Below are 21,246 nucleotides of genomic sequence, written 5' to 3'. Positions count from 1 at the left end.
AATCACGTAGTCATGCAGACGGGAGTTGTGGATGAGTACCGAGAAGAAAGCCGATTTCTCCGGCGTCAGTGGCAGCGTCGACAGTACCGCCGAGCAGGTGCCGAAGGCGGACTTCTCCGGCGTCAGCGCCTCGGTGGACAGCACCGCAGACGTTGTCAGCGGCGGCACCTACACCGTGCAGAAGGGTGACTCGCTGTCGAAGATCGCCAGGCAGCATCTGGGCGACGCCAATGCCTGGAAGAAGATCTTCGAAGCCAACCGCGATGTGCTTGATGACCCGGACAAGATCTTCCCGGGCCAGACCCTGAAGCTGCCGCCGAAGTAAGCCGGCCATCGAACGCCGTCCGACAATCCCTGGGAGGAACCCCGAATGATCAAGACCACCCCGCTCCAGACCGCCCTGATCGCCGCCCTGCTGGGCAGCGTTGCCTTGGTCGGTTGCAAGAAGAAAGAAGAGTCGACCGACACCAACGCCGCTCCGGCAGCGACCGCCCCGGCCGAACCTGCAGCGCCGGCGCCGATGACCGGCGCACCGCCGCCGATGGCCGAGGCCGCCGCAGTCAGCGTCTCGTCGGTCACCGTCGGCAAGACCGCCGCCGCCGACAAGTCGGTTGCGACCACGGCATTGTTCGCACCGAAGGATGACGTCATCGTCTCGGTCAAGACCGACGGCGCCGCCAACAACGTCACCGTTGGCGCGAAGCTGACCTACCAGGACGGCCAGGTGGCCGGCGAACAGAACGCCACCCTGAACACCAGCGGTGCGGAAACCACCAACGTCACGTTCAAGAATGCAAAGGGCTGGCCGGCTGGCAAGTACCGCGCCGAGGTCACCGTCGATGGCAAGGCGGCCGGAACGCCGCAGGAGTTCGAGGTCAAGTAAGTCCTGCCGACTCTCTCCCGGCAGGGCTCACGATGGACGCAGCCGCGAGGCTGCGTCCTTTTTTTGGGCGATGCCCGCTCTGGAGGGCTACCGGGGTACGCTGAACGCAACACGGACAGGTCGGGGACGGAATGCTCAGCTGGATTGCGCTCACGCTCGCAGCGGGATCCGCGGATCTCTGGAGCTACGGCTGCGACCACTTTCTATACGGCGCCTGTCTGCGCGTGCCGACGGGCATGTCCGTGACCTACGAGGCACCTATCGACTTTGGTCTGCACCGCGTCAGGCGCGGCGATAGGGAAGTTGCCCTGATCTACGAGGGCGATGCCCCCGAAAAGCCTGTGCCAGGAAGCACGCCGGATCTGCGCTTCACGGACGGCGGATATGCCGTGTCGGCGTATGCAAGGGCGGAAGGGCGTTCCACCCGGTACGACGTCTACGTTCGACCCGGATCGTCCGGCGCCGGGTCGCTGCACATCCGAGGCGCTGCAGCGACGGCTGATGAACTCGCCGGCCTGGCCGCCGTCGTTGGGGGATTCCGCATCTGCGACTTCCAGCGAAGCAAGCACTCACAGACATTGACCTGTCCAAGGCGTGCCGAGTGGGGGCCGCGATTGTCGGAGTGGGTCGTACGTGCCTCCACGAGAGGGAAGGCGGACTAGCCAACCAAGCTTCAGGTTCCAGGCCGGAAGCGAACCGGCGGCGCAACACAGTGGTGCAGTACCGCCGCGTATGGCGTGGCTTTGCCCCGCGCGGCTGAAAACGCGACAATGCAGGGGTTTCCCCGCCGCGCGCCCACCCTGACGGCGACGGGGGAAAGCGACACGGTTGCACGTGGCCCGGCGCTGGCGCCGGCCTTCCCCTGAGCATTGCTACAGAGTCCAAGTCCCCCATGTCCAAGATCCTCTACACGCTGACCGACGAAGCCCCGTTCCTGGCCACCCAGTCGCTGCTGCCGATCGTCGGCGCCTACACCGCCACTGCCGGCATCGTGGTGGAAACCCGTGACATCTCGCTGTCCGGCCGCATCCTGTCGCTGTTCCCGGAACTGCTCAGCGACGCGCAGAAGGTCAGCGACGACCTGGCCGAACTCGGCCAGCTGGCGACCACGCCGGATGCCAACATCATCAAGCTGCCGAACATCTCCGCCTCGGTGCCGCAGTTGAAGGCGGCCATCAAGGAACTGCAGGACCAGGGCTATCCGCTGCCGGATTACCCGGAAACCCCGGCCGACGATCAGCAGCGCGACTACAAGGCGCGCTACGACAAGGTCAAGGGCAGTGCGGTGAATCCGGTGCTGCGCGAAGGCAATTCGGACCGCCGCGCGCCGCTGTCGGTGAAGAACTACGCGCGCAAGCACCCGCACCGCATGGGCGCCTGGGCGTCGGATTCGAAGTCGCACGTCGCGCACATGGCCGCCGGTGATTTCTACGGCAGCGAGAAGTCGGCCACCCTGGCCAACGCCGGCGCGCTGAAGATCACCTTCCACGGCAAGGACGGCAGCACCGTCGTGCTGAAGGAAAAGACCGCGGTCAAGGCCGGCGAGATCGTCGATGCCGCGGTGATGAGCCGCAAGGCACTGGCCGCCTTCATCAGTGAGCAGATTGCCGATGCCAAGGCCCAGGGCGTGCTGTTCTCGCTGCACCTGAAGGCGACCATGATGAAGGTCTCCGACCCGATCATGTTCGGCGTGGCCGTCAACGAGTTCTACAAGGACGTGCTTGCCAAGCATGCCGACGTGCTCAAGCAGGCCGGTTTCGATGCCAACAACGGCATCGGTGACCTGGCTGCGCGCCTGCCGTCGCTGCCCGAAGCCACCCGCGCTGCGATCGAAGCCGACCTGGCTGCCGAGTACGCACAGCGCCCGGGCGTGGCCATGGTCAACTCGGACAAGGGCATCACCAACCTGCACGTGCCGAGCGACGTGATCGTCGACGCCTCGATGCCGGCGATGATCCGCGACTCCGGCAAGATGTGGAACGCTGAAGGCAAGCTGCAGGACACCAAGGCCGTCATTCCGGACCGCTGCTACGCCGGCGTGTACCAGGCGGTCATCGACGACTGCAAGGCGCACGGCGCCTTCGACCCGGCCACCATGGGCTCGGTGCCGAACGTCGGCCTGATGGCGCAGAAGGCCGAAGAGTACGGCTCGCACGACAAGACCTTCCAGATTGCCGCCGATGGCGTGGTCAAGGTCACCGACGACGCCGGCACCGTGGTGTTCGAACACGCCGTGGAAGCCGGTGACATCTGGCGCATGTGCCAGACCAAGGACGCGCCGATCCAGGACTGGGTGAAACTGGCCGTCGAACGCGCCCGCCTGAGCAGCACCCCGGCCGTGTTCTGGCTGGACGCCGCCCGCGCCCACGACGCGCAGGTCATCGCCAAGGTCGAGCAGTATCTGAAGGACCACGACACCAACGGCCTGGACATCCGCATCCTGCCGCCGGTGGAAGCCACCGCGTTCTCGCTGGACCGCATCCGCAAGGGCGAGGACACCATCTCGGTGACTGGCAACGTGCTGCGCGACTACCTGACCGACCTGTTCCCGATCATGGAGCTGGGCACCAGCGCCAAGATGCTGTCGATCGTGCCGCTGATGGCCGGTGGTGGCCTGTTCGAGACCGGCGCCGGTGGTTCGGCCCCGAAGCACGTGCAGCAGTTTGTTGAAGAGGACTACCTGCGCTGGGATTCGCTGGGTGAGTTCCTGGCCCTGGCCGCGTCGCTGGAACACCTGGGCAACCGCTACGACAACGCTGCCGCCCGCGTGCTGGCCAAGGCGCTGGACGAAGCCAACGGCCAGTTCCTGGACAACGACAAGTCGCCGTCGCGCAAGCTGGGTGGCATCGACAACCGTGGCAGCCACTTCTACATCGCGCTGTACTGGGCGCAGGCGCTGGCCGCGCAGGACGAAGATGCTGCGCTGAAGGCACGCTTCGCCCCGCTGGCCAAGGCGCTGACCGACAACGAGCAGAAGATCGTCGAAGAGCTGATCGCCGTGCAGGGCAAGGCGGTGGACATCGGCGGCTACTACCGCCCGGACGTGGCCAAGGCCAGCAAGGCGATGCGCCCGAGCGCAACCTTCAACGCCGCATTGGAGCAGCTGCGCGGCTGATCCATCGCCGTTCGGCCGTGACACCGGAACCCGCGCCTAGGCGCGGGTTTCTTTTTTCGGCTCGGAATCTGACCCGCATTCGACCCGCATCCAGAACCGTGACATCCGTCGACTGTCGGAATGCCGTCAATGAGGCATGAAACTTGCCCGCGATGGCCGTCGCATAACCGATAAGAGTGGTTCTGCCACCGCCCTCGATCTGAGCAGTCGATCACGACGGCCGCCGTTGGCGATGCCCTAGCCTTGGCGACGCGAGACCACCGGGGAGGTGGTCGCTCGGGGATCACGGATGGCACGCGTGCTGGTGGTGGGAACCGACATTCAGGGCGAGCAGGCCCTGCTGCAGCGGCTGCGCGTGGCATCGGCCCTGCCGGACGGCCAGATCCGCCGCAGCCAGGACCTGGACGATTGCGACCTGCTGGTCATCCGCGATACGCCGGCGCTGCGCAACGCGGCCCAGCGCATGCGCCAGCAGCACCCGCGATTACAGTGCTGGATCGAGGATATCGGCGGCCAGCTGCGTGATGGCGACGGGCACCAGGACGTGCTTGACGATGGTGCCATCGGCCGCGCGCTGCGCCACATGCAGTTGATACCGGAGCCTCTGGCCATGCATGCACCTGCACCGATCCGCCTGGCCGATGGTGCACATGCCATTACCCGCCTGCTGCGCGAGCGGCTGCCGCTGCGCCAGGGGCAGGCACTGCTGAGTGATGCGGGTGACCCCGTCCTGCTGATGGACCTTGAGCATGATCAGGCCGTGCTGTTGCAGGAACCCGCGAGCGCGCTGGTGGAGCGCCTGGCCGATGCCTTCGAACGTCTGCAGCTGGATGCGCTGACACCCGCACGCCTGCAGGCGCTGGCCGGTGAGCGGCCACGCCAGCCACTGCGGCCGCTGCTGTGGCAATGGGCGCAACGCAGCCGTCATTGGCAGGCACTGGACGAACGCCTTCGCGGCGCCTCGGTGAAGTTGCTGCGCTGGCCGGATTTCCGCGTGCTGGGTCACGACCACGATGGTTTCCGCCTGTGCTCGCTGCTGCTCAAGCGCGCGTGCACGGTTGACGAGTGTGCGATGCTGCTGGAACTGCCTGCAGCGGCGGTGCGCGATTTCATCCATGCCGCCTACCTGTGCGGTTACGCGCAGCTGCAGCCCGCCCCGGCGACGCCGATGATGGCGACAGGTGGCATCCGCACCGACAACGGGTTGCTTGCCCGCCTGTGGCGGCACCTGCGCGGGAGCGAGCGCAATGCGTGAGCACAAGGTGGTGGTGCTGGGCGGCATGGGCAGCGGCAAGTCGACCCTGGTGCGCAGCATCGCCAGGGGTGCGGTGATCGACACGGATGTGGCCAACAGTGATCGCCTCGGTGCCGACAAGGCTTCCACCACGGTCGCGCTGGACTATGCAGACATCGACCTGCCCAATGGCGAGCGCCTGCGTCTCTATGGAACGCCCGGGCAACAGCGCTTCGATTTCCTGTGGCCGATCCTGCTGCAGGGTGCGCGTGGCGCGGTGCTGCTGCTGGACGCGCGCCGTGCCGGGTTGGCCAGCGAGCTGGAGGACTACCTGCAGGTGCTGCAGCCGTTCGCATCTTCCCTGGCACTGGTCGTGGCGGTGACCCATCTCGACCAGGCACCACAGGCCGCGCTGGATGACTGGGCCACCCGTGCCTGCCTCGATGACCAGCCGCTGCCGCTACTGGCCGTGGATACCCGCGACCGCGAACAGGGATTGCTGCTGATGGACGTACTGATGAGCGAAATGGAAGCGCACGCACTGGTGGCGGCGCATGGCTGACGGGCAGATGGCGGTGCTGCCCGATGCCGGCCAGCGTGAGCGCCTGCAGCCGCTGCTGCAGGACCTGCAGCAGCGGGTGGAAGGCGTGCGCACGGTGGTGCTGGCCAGTGTCGATGGCTTCGCCCTGGTCAGTGCCGGGGCCGAAGGGCGCGGCGAACGGCTGGCAGCGATGACCAGCGCGATGCTGGCACTGGCTGCAGCGGTCGGGCGCGAACTGGTGCTGGGCGATCTGCAGACACTGATGCTGGAAGCCGCAGGCGGCAAGGTGCTGATGCTGGCGATCCAGGCCGACGGGCGTGCACCACTCCTGCTGATGGCGGCCTGCGACCAGCGCAGCGTGATCGGCCAGGTGCTGTGGCAGAGCAGGGAATGTGGCCAGGCGATCCTGGCCGAACTCGGCGGATCGTGAGCCCGGCCGCAGGGGAACGAGGGGCTCGAACCAACATCGACAAGGGGTGCGACGTGGCTGGATTGAATGAATCGTTGAACGCACTGATGGGCATCGACGGCGCGCAGGCGGTGGCGCTGGTTGACTACGAAAGCGGCATGCTGCTGGGCGAAGCCGGTGCCGGCATGGACATGGAAGTGGCCGCCGCCGGCAACACCGAAGTGATCCGCGCCAAGATGAAGACCGCCGCGTCGCTGAACCTCAACGACAGCATCGAGGACATCCTGATCTCGCTGGGCAAGGCCTACCACATCATGCGCCCGGTGGCGAAGAAGAAGGGCCTGTTCTTCTACATCGTGCTGGACCGCACCAAGTCCAACCTGGCGCTGGCCCGGCGCAAGGTGCAGGACGTGGAGGCCGAACTGGCGATCTGAGCCGCCGGTTCTTGTAGAGTCGAGCTTGCTCGACGGCTTCTGCCCCTGCCTTCTGTAGATTCGAGCCATGCTCGACTTCGGCCGAAAGCAGTCGAGCATGGCTCGACTCTACACAAGTCACCCCACGCCGGCGTATGGTGGATGCCCGTCTCCCTGCCGAGCCGTGCATGTCCCAGCCTGACATCGCTGCCGAACTCGCGCCGCGTATCGCCGGCGCCATCCGCGATGGTTTCGAGCAGTACCACGCCCGCTTTGCGGCAATCACCGCCCGTGCACGGCTGCGTTTCGAGCAGCGCGACTGGGCCGGTGCGCGTCAGGATGCGGTCGAGCGCATCGCCCTGTACGACCTGTGCATTGCCGAGCAGATGGATGCGCTGCGTCGCCTTGCCGGTGACGCGATCGGCGAGCGCGCGTTGTGGCTGCAGGTGCACGCCCAGTACAGCGCGCTGCTGCAGGGCCTGATCGACGCCGAGCTGTACAAGACCTTCTACAACACGCTGTCGCGACGCCTGTTTGCTACCCGCGGCGTGGACCCGGCGCTGGAATTCATTGCTTTCGACGTCGAGCCCTCCGATGCCATCACCCATCCGGTGGCACGGCATACCTATGCGGTCTCGCCGACGCGGCCGGTGGAGGCGTTGCAGCGGGTGCTGGCCGACTATCGCTTCGACATCCCCTATGCGCACCAGCTGCGCTGCGCCGCGGCCATCGTGGTGCGCCTGCAGGATGATCTGGCCCACTGGGGTGACACGCCGGTACGCAGCATCGAGCTGCTCGACACCGTGTTCTACCGCGAGCGCCGCGCCTACCTGGTCGGTCGCGTGTTCGGCGAGCATCGCTTTTCGCCGTGCGTCATTGCCCTGGTCAACGACGAGCGTGGCCTGCGTGCCGATGCAGTGCTGACCCGGCGTCGCGATGTCGCCCACCTGTTCGGCGTGTCGCGCAGTTATTTCCAGGCCGACCTCGCCACGGTGGGTGACGCGGTGGTGTTCCTGCGCAGCCTGCTGCCGGGCAAGCCCATCGATGAGATCTACACGGTGCTGGGCCGCGCCAAGCAGGGAAAGACCGAGCGCTACCGCACCTTCTTCCGCCACTTCAATGAGCATCCGCAGGAGCGGCTGGTGCACGCCGAAGGCACGCCGGGCATGGTCATGGCGGTGTTCACCCTGCCCAGCTACCCACTGGTATTCAAGCTGATCCGCGACCGTTTCGCCTGGCCCAAGGCGATGTCGCGGCAGCAGGTGGAAGAAAAGTACGCGCTGGTGTTCAACCTTGATCGTGTCGGCCGCCTGCTCGATGCACAGCCCTATCGTCATCTGCGCTTCCCGCGCGAGCGCTTCGCGCCGGCCCTGCTGGGTGAACTGCAGCAGCAGTGTGCGCAGAGCGTGCGCGTCGATGGCGACCAGGTGGAGGTTTCACTTTGCTACGTGCAGCGCCGCTTCCGTCCATTGAACCTGTATCTGCGCGAGCAGGGAGGCGAAGCCGTGCGCGCGGCGGTGCTCGACTACGCTCAGGCCATCACCGACATGGCGCGCAACAACATCTTCCCCGGTGACATGCTGCCGAAGAACTTCGGCGTATCGAGGCATGGTCGGGCCGTGTTCTACGACTATGACGAGCTGTGCCTGGTCAGCGACTGCGTGTTCCGCGCGTGGCCGCAGCCGCGTACGCCGGAGGAGGCCATGGCCGACGAGCCTTGGTTCCATGTCGGTCCGCGCGATGTGTTCCCGGAGCGCTTCGGCCCGTTCATGGGCCTGCCGGCGAGCGAGTTGGCCGCGGTGCGCGAGCACTACCCGCACCTGTTCGATCCGGGCTGGTGGCAGGGCCTGCAGGAACGCTTCGCCCGTGGTGATTATCCGGATACGCCGCCCTACGCGACGGCCCATCGCCTGGCCTGAACGGATTGGCGTGAACCGCCTGCCGGTCCGGTCCGGACTGCGGTACGCTCGGCGCTGACTTCATCACCACGGATCCGGCAATGATGCGTTCCCCCCTGTTCCTTGCGCTGGCCCTGGCGTTCTCCGCCGGTGCCCCCCTGCTGCCAGCCGATGCCGTCGCCCAGAACGCGCGCGCCGTGCGCGCCACGGCCGAAATGAGCATGGCACTGTCGGGCAGTATCGACGTCGCGGCCGACGGTTCGGTCAGCAAGCTGGTCCTGGACCAGCGGGCAATGCTCGCACCAGGCATCGCGTCGTTCGTGGAGGGCGCCATCCGTGGCTGGCAGTTCGAGCCGACCCTGCACGATGGCAAGCCGGTGGCCGTCCACGCGCCACTGCGGGTTCGCCTGCGTGGCAAGGAGCAGAACGACGGCAGCTACCAGATCAGCATGACCAGTGTTGATTTCAGTGAATATGATCCGAAGGCTACCGATTCGGTGACCCAGAAGCACATGCCGGCACCGCGCTATCCCGAGGATGTTTTCCGCAATGGCGGGCAGGGTGACGTGCTGCTGCTGGTCAAGGTGGCCCGCGACGGCACCGTGGCCGACGTCATTGCCGAACAGGTGAACATGACCGTCGTAGCGCCGGAGAGGACCATGGCCAAGATGCGCGACCTACTCGCCAAGGCCAGCATCGGCGGCGCGCGCAAGTGGACCTTCGTCCCCCCGACCACCGGCGAGGACAGCACGCTGGATTCCTGGACCGTGCGTGTGCCGGTCACCTTCGCCCTGAACAACAGCGACAACGGCCAGCCGGAACGCTATGGCCGCTGGCGTGCCTTCATCCCCGGCCCGCGCCAGGCGGCACCGTGGCGCAAGCCGGACGCTATCGAACAGGCGGGCAGTGATCTGCTACCGGCCGGGGGCGTGTACATGGTCGATGGCACCCAGCGCGGCCTGCGCCTGCTGACGCCGCTGGCCCAGCGCTGAGCCCGCTGCGGTGAAGCGGTCGGCCAGGCCGGTCGCTTCTCAGTCCGCGTACGGGTAGACCACCACCCGATTGCGGCCCTGTTCCTTGGCCATGTACAGCGCCTTGTCGGCCAGCCGCAGAGCCTGCTCGGCATCGACATGGAAGCTCGGGAAGTGGGCCACGCCCAGCGATACGGTGATGGTGCCGACCGGTTCGAACGGATGGTCGGCGATGTGCTGGCGCAGGCGTTCACCGGCCTGACGGGCCGATTCAGTACTGATGCCCGGCAGCAGCAGCAGGAATTCCTCGCCACCGGCGCGGCAGAGCAGGTCGCTGTCGCGCGAGTAGCGGCGCATCTGGTCAGCGATGTGGACGATGGCGTTGTCGCCGACGTCATGCCCGTAACTGTCGTTGATCGACTTGAAGCGATCGATGTCCAGCGCAAGGATCGCGAACGGGATGCCCTGCACCTGCAGCGCATCCAGCGCCTGCTGCAGGCCGCGACGGTTGAGCAGGCCGGTCAGCGGGTCGGTACGGCTGGCACGGTTGAGCGTGCCGATACGATCCTGCAGGGCATTGAAGCTGTGCAGCACCGCATGCTTCAGCTGCGCGACCTCGAAGTACCAGGCACGGATGCCGCTGACATGGTTGATTGCATTGCCGGTGTCCTCGCCGCCCTGCACGTTGCGCGCCAGCTGCCACAGCGGCATCGAAATGCGGCGCGCGAACCACCAGGTGACCAGCAGCGACAGCAGGCCGAGCGGAATCGCATTCCAGATCACCGCGGTCATCAGCCGCGACAATGGCTGCAGGGTGGCCTCGGTCGGGCGCTGCGCGATGATACCCCAGCCGGTGGCCGTTACCGGTGCGTAGCCGGCCAGCATCGAAACGCCCAGGTTGTTGCGCACCTGCTGCGCACCGCGTTCACCGCGCACCACCGCCTTCACCGCCGGGTTGCCAACCACGTAGTCACCCACGCGCTTGCCATCGGCGTGGTACAGCAGGCGGCCATTGCGGTCCACCACGTATAGATAGGAACCGTCGCGGTAGTAGTGCTTGCCCAGCAGCGTGTGCAGTGCGCTGCGCTGGCGTAGGTACAGCGTGCCGCTTACATAGCCGCGATAGCGGCCCTGGCGGTCGAAGATCGGGTGCGACAGCGACACCAGCAGCTTGCCGGTGGCCGACTGGTAGGGATCGCTGATCATCGGCTGGCGCGCCGCAAGTGCTGCGTTGTTGCCGACACTGTGCAGCACCTCACCCTGCAGCTGCAGGGTCTGTGGCGAGGTGGCGATCACCAGGCCGTCGGCGTCCACCACCAGCGAGGAGTTGAAGCTGCTGGACTGCAGCTGAAGGCGGCTGGCTTCATCCTGGGCGTGCTTCGGATCAAGGTCGTCCTCACCCAGGCGGGTCGCGGCATAGGCCAGCTGCTGCTGTGCGGCCAGCAGGAAGTTCTGGGTGGTCTCTGCCAGTTTGGTGGCATAGACGCGGTTGGCTTCCAGTGTGTTGCCGACTAGCTGGTCACGCTGCACGCGATAGCTGGCCAGCAGAGTGTTGGCCAGGGCGATGATGGCGCTGAGCAGGGCCAAGGCGAGGATCAGCTTGCCCAGGTTGAGGCGGGGAGACAGCGTTCGCATGCGTCGACGGATCCGGCAGAAGGCTGGACCCGACCGGTTCTCCGGAAGGGGCGACAGCGGGAATCGGTGGCCGGGCCCACGGGGGCCGGGCAGGGTATCGCGCGGATTATCGCCAAAAGCGGGCGCCAGCGAAGTGAAGTGCGTCGCCCTGCAGGCAAAAAAAAAACCTGCCGCAGCGAGCGGCAGGTTTTTTCCGATGCAGCGCCGGGGTCAGCGCTTCATCGAACCGAAGAACTCGTCGTTGGACTTGGTGTTCTTCATCTTGTCGAGCAGGAACTCCATCGCGGCCATTTCATCCATCGGATGCAGCAGCTTGCGCAGGATCCAGATCTTCTGCAGCAGTTCCGGTTCGATCAGCAGGTCTTCGCGGCGGGTGCCGGAACGGTTGATGTCGATGGCCGGGAACACGCGCTTTTCAGCGATGCGGCGGCTCAGGTGCACTTCGCTGTTGCCGGTGCCCTTGAACTCTTCGTAGATCACCTCGTCCATCTTCGAGCCGGTGTCGACCAGCGCGGTAGCGATGATGGTCAGGCTGCCGCCTTCTTCCACGTTGCGCGCGGCACCGAAGAAGCGCTTCGGGCGGTGCAGGGCGTTGGCGTCCACACCACCGGTCAGCACCTTGCCCGAGCTCGGCACCACGTTGTTGTAGGCGCGGGCCAGGCGGGTGATCGAGTCGAGCAGGATCACCACGTCCTTCTTGTGCTCGACCAGGCGCTTGGCGCGCTCGATGACCATTTCGGCCACCTGCACGTGGCGCGCGGCCGGCTCGTCGAAGGTCGAGCTGATGACTTCGCCGCGCACGGTGCGCTGCATTTCGGTCACTTCTTCCGGGCGCTCGTCGATCAGCAGCACGATCAGGTGCACGTCCGGATGGTTGGTGGTGATGGCGGTGGCGACCTGCTGCATCATCATGGTCTTGCCGGCCTTCGGCTGCGACACGATGAGCGAGCGCTGGCCCTTGCCCTGCGGTGCCATCAGGTCGAGGATGCGGCCGGTGATGTCTTCCGACGAACCGTTGCCACGCTCCAGGGTGAAGCGGCGGCGCGGGAACAGCGCTGTCAGGTTCTCGAACAGCACCTTGTTCTTCGACGCTTCGATCGGCTCACCGTTGATGGTGTCGACGATGTTCAGCGCGAAGTAGCGCTCGCCGTCCTTCGGGAAGCGGATGCGGCCGGAGATGTGGTCACCGGTGCGCAGGTTGAAGCGGCGGATCTGGCTGGGCGAGATGTAGGTGTCGTCCGGGCCGGCCAGGTAGCTGGCTTCGGCCGCGCGCAGGAAGCCGAAGCCGTCCGGCAGGATTTCCAGCACGCCATCGGCGGCGACGCCGTCACCGTGGCGGGTCAGCACCTTCAGCAGGGCGAAGATCACATCCTGCTTGCGGGCGCGCGCCACGCCTTCGGAGATCTGCAGCTGCTCGGCGATTTCCAGCAGCTTCTGCGCCGGCATGCGCTTGAGGTCGCTCAGCGAGTAGACCGGGAAGCCCTCAGGCACGTTGGCGTGCGGGCGCGGCACGAACGGCTGCTGCTCGCCGCCATCGTTGGGCAGGCCGTCGTCGCGGAAGCGGTTGTTGCGGTCACGGTCGCGGCGGTTGCGGAAGCGGTCGCGGCGGTTGCCCTGACCTTGCCCCTGGCCCTGGCCCTGCTGGCCGTTCTGGTTGTACGGGTTCTGGCCCTGGTTCTGGCCACCGCCCTGGGGGTTCTGCTGGCGCGGCTGGCCGGATTCGCGACCCTCACCGCCTTCGCCGCCGCCACTGCTGGCAGGGGCCTCGGCGGCGGGCGCGCTCGGTGCGGGGCGGCTGCAGCCGGTGCCGGCGCTTCGGGCGCGGCGGCCAGCGGCAGGGTCGGCTGCGCCGGAGCGGCGCTGGTTTCGGCGGCTGACGGAGCGGCAGCCTTGGCTACGCGGGGCTTGCGCACGCGCTTTTCGGCGGGCGCATCGGCGCTGCCGGTTTCGGAAGTGTTATCGGACAAGAGCGTTATTCCTCGCTTGAAGGTGCGAGCGCCCGGCTGGGGCGGCGAACGTTGGGAATGGGTCTGGAAGAAACTGCGTCCAGAGGGTGCGGCACGCGAACGCGGCCGGATATGCCGACACTATCATCGGCCTGCGGCGCCGTGCAAGGGTCACCGGGAACAACATTCATCATGGGCGCGGGGCGCCCCGCCGGCAGCCGTGGTCCACGGCTGCCGGGGAACAGCAGGATCAGGCCAGGGCCTTGTCCAGCAGGCCGGCCAGCTGGGCCTTGCCCACCGCACCGATCTGCTCGCCGACCTTCTCGCCGTCCTTGAACACGACCAGGTACGGGATCGAACGCACGTGGTACTTGGCGGCCAGCGCGCGGTTGTGGTCGACGTTGACCTTGGCGATCTTGGCGCGGCCCTGGTAGGCATCGGCCAGCTCGTCCAGCGCCGGGGCGATCATCTTGCAGGGGCCACACCACTCGGCCCAGAAATCGACCAGCACCGGTTCCTTGGAATTCAGCACTGCGCTATCAAAGTCGGCGTCGCCGACATGTACAACCTTGTCGCTCATCTTGGTTTCTCGTCTTGGATTGCACCCGGCCATGCCGGAGGTGGGTGAACTGGGCCATGCCCGGTGGCGCGACCCTCGTCGTTGCCTCGCGGCGCACTGCCGCGGTGCGTTCGGCGGGATGCCTGGACGCTCACGGCCGGAAGTGTACCCCTATCGCAGGGCAGGGACAGGCGCCGGCTGGAACCCAGCGTATCGTGATCGCTTCGATGCCCGGTATGTGTCGGATTTCACTGTCTTCCTGTAGATGGGGCTGGCAGTGGGCGACACCAGCGGCCCTGGCCGGGCCGTTCAAGTCCGGTGTGGTTGGGTGAAGGTCGCCGTCTCTTTGTCTTATGAGACGGGTCATTCCGGTTTGCTGGCCCGAGTGCGTTAAACTGGGGCATTGTGCGGCGCGCGGACCGGGTGGTCCCAGCCTGCCAACCCGCCGCAGGGGCCGCAGTTTGCGACGGTGCCCCTAGACGATGAAGTGCCAGCCGCCCTACGGGCCGGCGGCCATACCAAGACGGACACATGAGCGACAAACCGCTGACCGATTTGACCTTCTCCTCCTTCGAGCTGCATCCGGCCCTGCAGGCCGGCCTTGAAGGAGCCGGATTCACCCGCTGCACGCCGATCCAGGCGCTGACCCTGCCGGTCGCGCTGCCCGGTGGTGATGTTGCCGGCCAGGCCCAGACCGGCACCGGCAAGACCCTGGCCTTCCTGGTCGCTGTCGTGAACCGCCTGCTGACGCGTCCGGCCCTGGCTGACCGCAAGCCGGAAGATCCGCGCGCGCTGATCCTCGCCCCGACCCGCGAACTGGCCATCCAGATCCACAAGGATGCAGTGAAGTTCGGCTCCGACCTGGGCCTGCGTTTCGCGCTGGTCTACGGCGGCGTGGATTACGACAAGCAGCGCGAACTGCTGCAGCAGGGCGTGGACGTGATCATCGCCACCCCGGGCCGCCTGATCGACTACGTGAAGCAGCACAAGGTGGTATCGCTGCACGCCTGCGAGATCTGCGTGCTGGACGAAGCCGACCGCATGTTCGACCTGGGCTTCATCAAGGACATCCGCTTCCTGCTGCGCCGCATGCCCGAGCGCACCACCCGCCAGACCCTGCTGTTCAGTGCCACCCTCAGCCACCGCGTGCTGGAGCTGGCCTACGAGCACATGAACGAACCGCAGAAGCTGGTGGTTGAAGCCGAGACCATCACCGCCGCGCGCGTGCGCCAGCGCATCTATTTCCCGGCCGACGACGAGAAGATTCCGTTGCTGTTGGGCCTGCTGTCGCGCAGCGAAGGCGCGCGCACCATGGTCTTCGTCAACACCAAGGTGTTCGTCGAACGCGTTGCCCGTTCGCTGGAAAAGGCCGGCTACCGTGTCGGCGTGCTGTCCGGCGACGTGCCGCAGAAGAAGCGCGAGAGCCTGCTCAACCGCTTCCAGAAGGGCCAGCTGGAAATCCTGGTGGCCACCGACGTGGCCGCGCGCGGCCTGCACATCGATGGCATCAAGTACGTCTACAACTACGACCTGCCGTTCGACGCCGAAGACTACGTGCACCGCATCGGCCGCACCGCGCGCCTGGGCGAAGAAGGTGATGCGATCAGCTTCGCCTGCGAACGCTACGCCATGGGCCTGCCGGACATCGAGGCCTACATCGAGCAGAAGATTCCGTCCGAGCCGGTCACCAAGGAACTGTTGACCCCGCTGCCGCGCCCGGAACGCCCGGCTCCGGCTGCAGGCGAGGAAGGCGAGGACAACGAAAGCGTCGGCCAGATCTTCCGCGAAGCGCGCGAAGCCCGTGCCGCCGAGGAAGAGCGTCGGGGCGGTGGCCGTAGTGGTGGCCGTTCCGGCGGTGGTGGTGGCCGTGGTGGCCGTGACGGTGAGCGCAGCGGCGAACGCCGCTCGCGTGGCCCGCGCAAGCCGCGCGTGGAAGGCGAGCAGGGCGCTGCCGCCCCGGCCGCCGGCGCCGAAGGTGCCACCGCCCAGGCTCCGCGTCCGCCGCGCCCGCCGCGTGCCGAAGGCGCACCGGAAGGTGCGGTGGACGGCGAGCACAAGCCGCGCAAGCGCCGTCGTCGTCGCCATGGCCGTCCGGTCGAGGGTGCCGAGGGCGTGCAGAGCGCCGCCGGCAATGGCGCCAGCCCGGTCACCCCGGTGCAGGTGGTGGCCAAGCCGGTGCGTACGGCTGCCGATACTGGCGATTCGTTCCTGACCCGCATCGGCCGCAAGATCCGCCGGATGCTGTCGGGCAACTAAGCCGGTGGCACCCGACCGTTGGTCGGGTGGCTTGAAGGGCGTGCCGACCAACGGTCGGCACCCACCGTCTCCACGACGTCGCGCCGGTCCTGCATAATCGGGGCATGAGTGTCCTGCGCTTCGACAATGTCAGCAAACAGTACGCCGGTGGCCACGAGGCGCTGACCGATGTCAGCTTCGAGGTCGCGCCGGGCGAGATGCTGTTCGTCACCGGCCATTCCGGTGCGGGCAAAAGCACCCTGCTCAAGTTGATCCACCTGGACGAGCGGCCCAGCCGCGGCGCGGTGGTGTTCGACGAGCGCAACCTGCTGAAGGTGCGCGGCGGCGACGTGCCCCGGCACCGACGCGCGGTGGGAGCGGTCTACCAGGACCATCGCCTGCTGATGGATCGCTCGATTGCCGAGAACGTTGCGCTGCCCCTGATCCTGCGCGGCACCCGCCGCGGCGACATCAACAAGCGGGTGCGTTCGGTGCTGGAGCGGATGGGCCTGGGCCATCGCGAGAAGGCGCTGCCCTCGCAGCTGTCGGCCGGCGAGCAGCAGCGCGTCGGCATCGCCCGCGCCATCGTCGGTGAGCCCAAGCTGCTGGTGGCCGACGAGCCGACCGGCAACCTCGACCCGACCCTGGCGGCGGAGATCATGGCCCTGTTCGCCGAGCTGCCCTCGCGCGGCACCAGCGTGCTGGTGGTCAGCCACGACCTGCCGCTGCTGCGTCGCATGCGCAAGCGCGTGCTGATCCTTGACCACGGCCGGCTGGTGGATGACATCTCGCCGCAGGACCTGGCGGAGTAATCGATGGCGAAGAACGAAAACAGCGAAGCCGCCGCCCCGTCCCGCGTGGGCGTCTGGTTCCAGCATCACGTGCACAGCGTGGTGTTCAGCCTGGGCCGCGCCTGCCGCAAGCCGTGGGCGACCCTGCTGACGGTGATGGTCATGGCGCTGGCGCTGGCCCTGCCGCTGGGACTGTCGATCGCGCTGGACAACCTCAAGCAGTTCGCCGGCAGCGTGCAGCAGTCGCGCGACATCAACGTGTTCCTGAAGGGCGACGTCGATGGTCCCGGCGCGCTGCGCCTGGCCGGCCAGCTGCGCGACCGTGATGACGTGGCCGAGGTGAACGTGCGCACGCCGGAGCAGGGCCTGCAGGAACTGCGCGATGCCGGGCTCGGCGAGGCGATTGATGCACTCAACGACAACCCGCTGCCGTCGCTGCTGGTGATCACCCCTGGCCAGGGCAAGGACGACGCGCGGCTGGCGCGCGCGCTGGAAAGCCTGCCCGAGGCCGACCTGGTGCAGCACGACGCACTGTGGCGCCAGCGCCTGGATGCCTGGCTGGCGTTCGGCGCGCGGCTGGTGCAGGTGCTGTCGGTACTGCTCGGCGTCGGCGCCGCGCTGGTGGTCGGCAACACGGTGCGCCTGGACATCCAGGCCCGTCGCGAGGAAATCGGCGTGCTGCAGCTGCTGGGCGCCAGCGATGGCTTCATCCGCCGCCCGTTCCTGTACCTGGGCGCCTGGTACGGCCTGGGGGCCGGTGCGGTCGCGCTGGCCCTGATCGCCGCCGCCGGTGCCGCGCTGCGCGTGCCGCTGGCCGAACTCTCGCGCAGCTACGGCAGCCCGTTCGTGCTGCATGGCCTGGACCTGCTGCATGGCGGTCTGGTTCTGCTCGGCACGCTGTTGCTGGGCTGGCTGGGCGCATGGCTGGTGACCGGCCACTTCCTCCGCCAGACCGCCCGACCGACACCTGAGACCGGCATGCAACCGCAAGCGTTGAAGCACCTTGGAGGGCCCGCGACGCGGGTGATGGTGGTCGATGGCTCGAAGCTGGTGCGCAAGCTGATCGCCGACGTCCTGCAGCGTGACCTGCCGGGCGTGGAAGTGATCGGCTGCGACAGCATCGAGGACGCGCAGCAGGCGCTGGCGCAGGGCCCGGTGGACCTGGTGACCACCTCGTTGACCCTGCGCGATGGTGACGGCCTGGCTCTGGCGCGGATGGTCCGCGAAGCGGCCGGCCAGGCCTACGTGCCGGTGATCGTGGTTTCCGGCGATGCCCAGCAGCATCTGGAGCAGCGCCGCTTCACCGAGTACGTCACCGATTATTTCGACAAATCGCTGGGCCATGAGGCACTGGCAACCTTCATCCGTGGCTACGTGCAGCCGCAGACCATACCCGGCGCGACCATCCTCTATATCGAGGACAGCCGCGTGGTCGCCGAGGCCACCAAGCGCATGCTCGAGCGCCAGCAGTTGAACGTGCTGCACGTGGTCAGCGCCGAAGAAGCATTCACCCTGCTCACGGCCGAGTCGCTGGGCCGCAGCCGCCACCGCATCGACCTGGTGCTGACCGACGTCACCCTGAAGGGTGAACTGAGCGGCCGCGATGTTGTGCAGCGCGTGCGCGTGGACTTCGGTTACGGCAAGCGCCGCCTGCCGGTGCTGGTGATGACCGGCGATGGCAACCCGCACAACCAGACCGGGCTGCTGCAGTCCGGTGCCAACGACCTGGTGCTCAAGCCGATCGAAGAACGGCTGCTGGTCACCAAGGTGCTGTTCCAGCTGCGCCTGGCCCGCTTGAACGATGGACCCCTGATTCGATGATGGATGAAGCAGCCGACACCCCGACGATCCAGCTGGAACCGAGCTGGAAGCAACATGTAGGCGATTACCTGTTGCAGCCGCAGATGCGCGAGCTGTCCAGCTTCCTGCGCCAGCGCAAGGCCAGCGGTGCGGCGGTGTTCCCGCCTGGCCCGCAGATCTTCGCCGCGTTCGACGCTACCCCGTTCGAACAGGTGAAGGTGGTGATTCTCGGCCAGGACCCGTACCACGGTCGTGGCCAGGCGCACGGCCTGAGTTTCTCGGTGCCGCCTGGCGTGCCGGTGCCGCCGTCGCTGCTGAATATCTACAAGGAGATCGAGAGCGATCTCGGTATCCCGCGCCCGGACCATGGCTGCCTGATCCCGTGGGCGCAGCGTGGCGTGCTGCTGCTCAATGCCGTGCTGACGGTGGAAGAGGGCAAGGCGGGTGCGCACCAGGGGCGTGGCTGGGAAGGCTTCACCGACCACGTGGTGGATGTGCTCAACCGCGAACGCGAAGGACTGGTTTTCATGCTCTGGGGCGCCTATGCGCAGCAGAAGGGCAAGGTCATCGACACCGGTCGCCATCGCGTGCTGAAGTCGCCGCACCCGTCGCCGCTGTCGGCCCATCGTGGCTTCCTCGGCTGCCGTCATTTCTCGATGGCCAACGAGTACCTGCAGCGTCGCGGCCAGGCCCCGATCGACTGGTCGCTGCCGCCGCGTTCGGCGCTATGAGCACGGGCGCCCGGCCCAGGCTGAACACCTGGCAACGTTGCTGACCCTGAATGGGTCCCCAGAACGGCCCGTTCAGCTCCGCTTGACCGGAATCGGCCGCTTTTCGGCAGGTAATTGCTTGAATTCCAAGGGATTGTGAATCCCGAAAAGCGTGCTCGCCACTGTCATCAAATCGCGCTACGGTAGGGCTCTGTTTGGGACCAGTGTTGCATCAATAGGATGCTGGAACTTTTTCCTCCTTTAGCAGTCCAAATCCCGGACTGCTAAGATGGGTGCCTATGAGCCAGAACACCTCTACTGCCCTTGTGGCAAACAATCTCCCGATTCCCAGTGCGCTCGGTTCGCTGGACGCCTACATCGGTGCCGTGCACCAGATCCCGGTGCTGTCGGTCGATGACGAACAGGACCTGGCCCGTCGCTTCCGCGACGGCAACGATCTGGACGCTGCCCGCGAGCTGGTGCATTCGCACCTGCGCTTCGTGGTGCACGTGGCCCGCGGCTACAACGGCTACGGCCTTGCCTTGGGTGACCTGATCCAGGAAGGCAACATCGGCCTGATGAAGGCGGTCAAGCGCTTCGACCCGGATATGGGCGTGCGCCTGGTCTCCTTCGCCGTGCACTGGATCCGCGCCGAGATGCACGAGTTCATCCTGAAGAATTGGCGCATCGTGAAGGTCGCCACCACCAAGGCGCAGCGCAAGCTGTTCTTCAACCTGCGCAAGTCGAAGACGCGCCTGGGCTGGATGAACGCGGCGGAAGTCAGCGCGGTGGCCAAAGACCTGAACGTGTCCGAGCGCGAGGTCATGGAAATGGAGTCGCGCCTGTCCGGTCGCGATATCGGTTTCGATGCGCCGACCGATGAGGACAACGAGCATGCGCCGCCGTCGCCGGCAGCGTACCTGGTCGCCAACGACGAAGATCCGTCGATGGCATACGAACGTGCCGACAGCGAAGACAACCAGATGCAGCTGCTGCGCGAAGGCTTGGCTGAGCTGGATGCCCGCTCGCGCGACATCATCCGCCGTCGCTGGCTGGATGCCGACAGCAAGGTGACGCTGCAGGAGCTGGCCGACGAGTACGGCGTGTCGGCCGAGCGTATCCGCCAGGTGGAAGCGAACGCGCTGAAGAAGATGAAGGCGCTGTTCACCGCGTAAGGCGGGGTGGCGTCGCAATTGTGAAAGGCCCGGCAGCAGTGCCGGGCCTTTTTCGTTTGTGGGGCTTAGCCACGCATGGCGTGGCTCTACTCTGACGCCAGAGCGGTGATTGTGCCGACCGGGTCATGTGCTGGATGCTGATGTTCACGCCGTACCACGCAGTGGCACGGTATGATCATGCCACGCGTCTTCCGCACACGAAGTTTCAATCGCAGTATGCGTAGGACCACCCTGTCCGAAGCTGCGCTGTACCGGTCGGTACGTGAAATGGAAGCGGGTCTGGTGGATGCTGATCTTGGCGGCGGAATCTTCAAGAAGCGCGTTGCGTTACCGGGGCGGGGAAAGCGTGGGAGCGTTCGAATCATCGTCGCCACACAGCGAGGCGGGCATTGGTTCTTCCTTTTCGGCTACGAGAAGAATGAACGTGCTGCGATCACGAATGCGGAACGGGATGCGCTGCAGTTGTACGCATCGGAGTTCCTGAGAATGAGTACGGCGCAGCTGAATCGCGCCGTGCAGTACGGGGATCTACAGGAGATCGGCCATGACGAAGACCCCTGAGCGACGGCGCGCGAAAAGTGCGCTTCTTGAAGCGGTGCATGATGCTGCTGTGAGTCTGCACGCGCATGGCTTCATCGATAAACGTCGGTTGAGCAGCTACGAAGCACTTTGCCTTGAGCCGGTCCCTGAGTACAGCAGTGCCCAGATCCGTGCCCTGCGTACGTCACTGCAGCTCAGTCAGCCGGTCTTTGCGGGGGTTCTCAATACCAGCGTTTCCACCGTACGCAGCTGGGAGCAGGGCGAAAAGAAACCCAGCGGACCGTCACTGAAGTTGCTTAACCTGATTGATCGGAAGGGTCTCGAAGCAGTCCTGTAAAGCAAAGGCCCGGCAACGCCGGGCCTTTGCTTTACCGTGGTATTCAATCCGCGC

Annotated in this window: 18 protein-coding genes and 2 pseudogenes; 17 read left to right on the top strand and 3 right to left on the bottom strand. The window is 66.3% G+C overall.

Going from position 1 to position 21,246, the window contains the following annotated elements:
* Nucleotides 1-31: 31 nt before the first annotated feature.
* The 9 genes from FQS62_RS20170 (at nt 32) to FQS62_RS20130 (ending at nt 9,485) form a co-directional block, all read left to right on the top strand.
* Complete coding sequence (locus tag FQS62_RS20170; protein ID WP_208043455.1) at nt 32-325, top strand: LysM peptidoglycan-binding domain-containing protein; 294 nt, start codon at nt 32-34, stop codon at nt 323-325.
* Between the two features lie 45 nt (nt 326-370).
* Nucleotides 371-883 (top strand): hypothetical protein, encoded by a 513-nt coding sequence (locus FQS62_RS20165; RefSeq protein WP_049446756.1) that lies wholly within the window; start codon nt 371-373, stop codon nt 881-883.
* Nucleotides 884-1,775: 892 nt separating this feature from the next.
* Complete coding sequence (locus FQS62_RS20160) at nt 1,776-3,998, top strand: NADP-dependent isocitrate dehydrogenase (RefSeq protein WP_049446753.1); 2,223 nt, start codon at nt 1,776-1,778, stop codon at nt 3,996-3,998.
* A gap of 289 nt (nt 3,999-4,287) precedes the next feature.
* Nucleotides 4,288-5,253, top strand: a complete 966-nt coding sequence (locus FQS62_RS20155) for a hypothetical protein (protein WP_099588822.1) — start codon at nt 4,288-4,290, stop codon at nt 5,251-5,253.
* The gene (locus FQS62_RS20150) at nt 5,246-5,794 is read left to right on the top strand and encodes a GTP-binding protein (protein ID WP_088479874.1); all 549 of its coding nucleotides are present in this window, start codon (nt 5,246-5,248) and stop codon (nt 5,792-5,794) included. The genes FQS62_RS20155 and FQS62_RS20150 overlap by 8 nt, the downstream gene beginning before the upstream one ends.
* Complete coding sequence (locus FQS62_RS20145; RefSeq protein ID WP_049446748.1) at nt 5,787-6,203, top strand: roadblock/LC7 domain-containing protein; 417 nt, start codon at nt 5,787-5,789, stop codon at nt 6,201-6,203. Before FQS62_RS20150 ends, FQS62_RS20145 begins: the two co-directional genes overlap by 8 nt.
* 53 nt (nt 6,204-6,256) lie before the next feature.
* The gene (locus tag FQS62_RS20140) at nt 6,257-6,616 is read left to right on the top strand and encodes a hypothetical protein (RefSeq protein ID WP_005419760.1); all 360 of its coding nucleotides are present in this window, start codon (nt 6,257-6,259) and stop codon (nt 6,614-6,616) included.
* Nucleotides 6,617-6,783: 167 nt separating this feature from the next.
* Nucleotides 6,784-8,514 (top strand): bifunctional isocitrate dehydrogenase kinase/phosphatase, encoded by a 1,731-nt coding sequence (gene aceK, locus FQS62_RS20135; RefSeq protein ID WP_049446746.1) that lies wholly within the window; start codon nt 6,784-6,786, stop codon nt 8,512-8,514.
* An 80-nt stretch (nt 8,515-8,594) separates the two neighbouring features.
* Nucleotides 8,595-9,485 carry an energy transducer TonB gene (locus FQS62_RS20130; RefSeq protein WP_099588824.1) on the top strand — a complete coding sequence of 297 codons (891 nt, stop codon included), beginning with the start codon at nt 8,595-8,597 and terminating at the stop codon, nt 9,483-9,485.
* Nucleotides 9,486-9,524: 39 nt separating this feature from the next.
* Here FQS62_RS20130 and FQS62_RS20125 read toward each other — a convergent pair whose 3' ends face one another.
* From FQS62_RS20125 to trxA, 3 genes and pseudogenes are all read right to left on the bottom strand, one after another.
* Nucleotides 9,525-11,099: a sensor domain-containing diguanylate cyclase gene (locus FQS62_RS20125; RefSeq protein ID WP_208043456.1), complete on the bottom strand. Its 1,575-nt coding sequence runs from the start codon at nt 11,097-11,099 to the stop codon at nt 9,525-9,527.
* Nucleotides 11,100-11,309: 210 nt separating this feature from the next.
* Nucleotides 11,310-13,066, bottom strand: a pseudogene (gene rho / locus FQS62_RS20120) (transcription termination factor Rho).
* A 229-nt stretch (nt 13,067-13,295) separates the two neighbouring features.
* Complete coding sequence (trxA, locus tag FQS62_RS20115) at nt 13,296-13,625, bottom strand: thioredoxin (protein ID WP_005411275.1); 330 nt, start codon at nt 13,623-13,625, stop codon at nt 13,296-13,298.
* A gap of 510 nt (nt 13,626-14,135) precedes the next feature.
* Between trxA and rhlB the strand changes: the two genes are divergently transcribed.
* The 8 genes and pseudogenes from rhlB (at nt 14,136) to FQS62_RS20075 (ending at nt 21,192) form a co-directional block, all read left to right on the top strand.
* Nucleotides 14,136-15,860, top strand: a complete 1,725-nt coding sequence (gene rhlB, locus FQS62_RS20110; protein WP_129550625.1) for an ATP-dependent RNA helicase RhlB — start codon at nt 14,136-14,138, stop codon at nt 15,858-15,860.
* A 104-nt stretch (nt 15,861-15,964) separates the two neighbouring features.
* Nucleotides 15,965-16,651: a cell division ATP-binding protein FtsE gene (gene ftsE / locus FQS62_RS20105; protein ID WP_005419728.1), complete on the top strand. Its 687-nt coding sequence runs from the start codon at nt 15,965-15,967 to the stop codon at nt 16,649-16,651.
* Nucleotides 16,652-16,654: 3 nt separating this feature from the next.
* Nucleotides 16,655-17,605: pseudogene (gene ftsX / locus FQS62_RS20100) on the top strand (permease-like cell division protein FtsX); the annotation flags it as partial.
* A gap of 3 nt (nt 17,606-17,608) precedes the next feature.
* On the top strand, nt 17,609-18,451 hold the full coding sequence (locus FQS62_RS20095; protein WP_208043457.1) for a response regulator: 843 nt from the start codon (nt 17,609-17,611) through the stop codon (nt 18,449-18,451).
* On the top strand, nt 18,448-19,161 hold the full coding sequence (gene ung, locus FQS62_RS20090) for a uracil-DNA glycosylase (protein WP_080354849.1): 714 nt from the start codon (nt 18,448-18,450) through the stop codon (nt 19,159-19,161). Before FQS62_RS20095 ends, ung begins: the two co-directional genes overlap by 4 nt.
* Before the next feature lie 278 nt (nt 19,162-19,439).
* On the top strand, nt 19,440-20,315 hold the full coding sequence (rpoH, locus tag FQS62_RS20085) for an RNA polymerase sigma factor RpoH (RefSeq protein ID WP_032129545.1): 876 nt from the start codon (nt 19,440-19,442) through the stop codon (nt 20,313-20,315).
* A 177-nt stretch (nt 20,316-20,492) separates the two neighbouring features.
* Nucleotides 20,493-20,876 carry a type II toxin-antitoxin system RelE/ParE family toxin gene (locus tag FQS62_RS20080; protein ID WP_088479104.1) on the top strand — a complete coding sequence of 128 codons (384 nt, stop codon included), beginning with the start codon at nt 20,493-20,495 and terminating at the stop codon, nt 20,874-20,876.
* Entirely contained in the window at nt 20,860-21,192 is a 333-nt protein-coding gene (locus FQS62_RS20075) for a type II toxin-antitoxin system RelB family anti-toxin transcriptional regulator (RefSeq protein ID WP_019338970.1), read from the top strand. The genes FQS62_RS20080 and FQS62_RS20075 overlap by 17 nt, the downstream gene beginning before the upstream one ends.
* Nucleotides 21,193-21,246: the final 54 nt, after the last annotated feature.

This window comes from Stenotrophomonas sp. SBJS02, from assembly GCF_020428325.2.
Lineage (GTDB): Bacteria > Pseudomonadota > Gammaproteobacteria > Xanthomonadales > Xanthomonadaceae > Stenotrophomonas > Stenotrophomonas africana.
This window is presented reverse-complemented; position numbering and strand designations above follow the sequence as displayed.

Coding starts and splice junctions, on each gene's coding strand:
- FQS62_RS20170 (WP_208043455.1), top strand. CDS start 32: ATGAGTACCGAGAAGAAAGCCGATTTCTCCGGCGTCAGTGGCAGCGTC.
- FQS62_RS20165 (WP_049446756.1), top strand. CDS start 371: ATGATCAAGACCACCCCGCTCCAGACCGCCCTGATCGCCGCCCTGCTG.
- aceK (WP_049446746.1), top strand. CDS start 6,784: ATGTCCCAGCCTGACATCGCTGCCGAACTCGCGCCGCGTATCGCCGGC.
- FQS62_RS20160 (WP_049446753.1), top strand. CDS start 1,776: ATGTCCAAGATCCTCTACACGCTGACCGACGAAGCCCCGTTCCTGGCC.
- ftsE (WP_005419728.1), top strand. CDS start 15,965: ATGAGTGTCCTGCGCTTCGACAATGTCAGCAAACAGTACGCCGGTGGC.
- FQS62_RS20125 (WP_208043456.1), bottom strand. CDS start 11,099: ATGCGAACGCTGTCTCCCCGCCTCAACCTGGGCAAGCTGATCCTCGCC.
- FQS62_RS20080 (WP_088479104.1), top strand. CDS start 20,493: ATGCCACGCGTCTTCCGCACACGAAGTTTCAATCGCAGTATGCGTAGG.
- FQS62_RS20130 (WP_099588824.1), top strand. CDS start 8,595: ATGATGCGTTCCCCCCTGTTCCTTGCGCTGGCCCTGGCGTTCTCCGCC.
- ung (WP_080354849.1), top strand. CDS start 18,448: ATGATGGATGAAGCAGCCGACACCCCGACGATCCAGCTGGAACCGAGC.
- FQS62_RS20075 (WP_019338970.1), top strand. CDS start 20,860: ATGACGAAGACCCCTGAGCGACGGCGCGCGAAAAGTGCGCTTCTTGAA.
- trxA (WP_005411275.1), bottom strand. CDS start 13,625: ATGAGCGACAAGGTTGTACATGTCGGCGACGCCGACTTTGATAGCGCA.
- rpoH (WP_032129545.1), top strand. CDS start 19,440: ATGAGCCAGAACACCTCTACTGCCCTTGTGGCAAACAATCTCCCGATT.
- rhlB (WP_129550625.1), top strand. CDS start 14,136: ATGAGCGACAAACCGCTGACCGATTTGACCTTCTCCTCCTTCGAGCTG.
- FQS62_RS20095 (WP_208043457.1), top strand. CDS start 17,609: ATGCAACCGCAAGCGTTGAAGCACCTTGGAGGGCCCGCGACGCGGGTG.
- FQS62_RS20145 (WP_049446748.1), top strand. CDS start 5,787: ATGGCTGACGGGCAGATGGCGGTGCTGCCCGATGCCGGCCAGCGTGAG.
- FQS62_RS20155 (WP_099588822.1), top strand. CDS start 4,288: ATGGCACGCGTGCTGGTGGTGGGAACCGACATTCAGGGCGAGCAGGCC.
- FQS62_RS20150 (WP_088479874.1), top strand. CDS start 5,246: ATGCGTGAGCACAAGGTGGTGGTGCTGGGCGGCATGGGCAGCGGCAAG.